The sequence below is a fragment of the Microcystis sp. LE19-84.1B genome (assembly GCF_027531875.1).
In the GTDB taxonomy this organism is placed as follows: Bacteria; Cyanobacteriota; Cyanobacteriia; order Cyanobacteriales; family Microcystaceae; genus Microcystis; species Microcystis panniformis.
The window spans coordinates 1-1,608 of sequence record NZ_JAPZSR010000098.1; the positions used below are offsets into that span (position 1 = coordinate 1).

The window sequence follows — 1,608 nt, forward strand, 5'->3', positions numbered from 1 at the left end:
ATACTAAACGTCGGGACATATAAACAGTTATAAGGTTGGTCAGGGTTGACCTATTAGATTCAGTCAGGGGACTGAAGACCTTACTAGGCGGTTATTTCAGGTATTTCAACCTTATTTCATGCCTAAACGTTTCGCACGATTTTTGATCATTCTAGGGCGAATCCTAGCATAATTCACAATTTAAGAAATTTTTACATTTTGCTCCCTCATGGCTTACTCCCAATTACAGGGGCGATAGATGCGATCGCAACCATTCCTCCAAATCTTCGGGTTGGGTAAAATCTAACAAAGCTTCTCCTAAAGCTTCCAGTTGATTAATTGAGAGAGCTTGAATTTGCGATCGCCTTTCAGGAGTCACTTCACCGATCCGACGCGAGAGGAGCCGCAGGATGAGCGCAGATTCTCCTTCCTGACGACCTTCCTCGCGACCTTCCTCCTTGGCTTCACGATATACCCTTGTATCTGCCAACTGTAGTCCTAGCATTGCATCAACCTCCTGCCGACTCAAGTTAGTCAACTTATACACCATAGCGATTTAGCCAAAGCACTAGGTCGTTTAATGCTGTAAAATCCAACAAAGCCTCAGCCAAGGACTCTAATTGCTCGATTTCTAGAGCCTGAATTCGGGCAGCCAACACCTCATCCACCGCACCAAAGCGACGTTGCAATAGACGCAAAATCAGGGCAGATTCTCCTTCCAGTCGTCCTTCCAGTCGTCCTTCCAGTTGTCCTTCCAGTCGTCCTTCTTCCTTGGCTTCACGATATACCCTTGTATCTGCCAATTGTAGTCCTAGCATCGCTTCCACCTCCTGCCGACTCAAGTTAGTAAATTTATACACCATAATTGTGGCAATCATTTCTATTATGGCGCGACCCGCTTCTGGATCTGCAATTTGCTGTTGAGTTCGTGCCAGTAAATAGCGGGCTTTTTCTGGTGCTTGGGTTTCTTCCACAGTGGTGAGTACCATCAAGGCAACCCCTAGGGGTAACTGCTGAATTTCCCCTAATTCGTTCAGATAAATTCGATGCACCTGCTCACAATTGAGAAGCGATCGGTAGGGATGAGCATTGCTTTGTTCTAGGTTACGGTTTGGATAGATGACAACAATTTGCCAATCGGTAAATCGTTCTCGCTGGCGATAAAAATACAAAAATGATTCGCCGAAAACTCGTTCATAGAGTCGTTCGTCTTTTTGAAATTGCACTTCGCAAAAATAGATCACCCCGCTACTATCATTATCGGGTGGCAGGAATACGCCATCGATCTCGAATTTGGGTTCCTTGACGGCTACGGAGTCAAAGCGGTATTCGGTGGCATTATCTGGTGGGTTTTCGAGTAAATCGAAGAGAAGGGAGGGGGATTGTTGGAAAAGCCGATAAAATATCGAGTCTCGTTTCATGATGATCGGGATTGCACCATAGCTCTTTCCCGATCTTCCCATAAAACCCCCAAAAAAAGAGAGAGGAAACCCGCGCTTCCTACCTCGTCTCCTACCTCGTTCCAGGGTTCTACCTGGGAACGCTATTTTCAGGTTCTACCTGAAGAATAATATATTTAAATTAGGCAGAGCCTAAATATTTGGTTACAAGGTAGAACCTTGTAACCAG

General features: G+C 45.3%; 2 protein-coding genes. Both read right to left on the reverse strand.

The features are described from left to right. Window positions 1–223 precede the first annotated feature (223 nt). Window positions 224–484 (reverse strand): DUF4351 domain-containing protein, encoded by a 261-nt coding sequence (locus O9324_RS05870; RefSeq protein ID WP_002766597.1) that lies wholly within the window; start codon window positions 482–484, stop codon window positions 224–226. A gap of 34 nt (window positions 485–518) precedes the next feature. Then, complete coding sequence (locus O9324_RS05875) at window positions 519–1,400, reverse strand: Rpn family recombination-promoting nuclease/putative transposase (protein WP_288139706.1); 882 nt, start codon at window positions 1,398–1,400, stop codon at window positions 519–521. Between the last annotated feature and the right edge of the window lie 208 nt (window positions 1,401–1,608).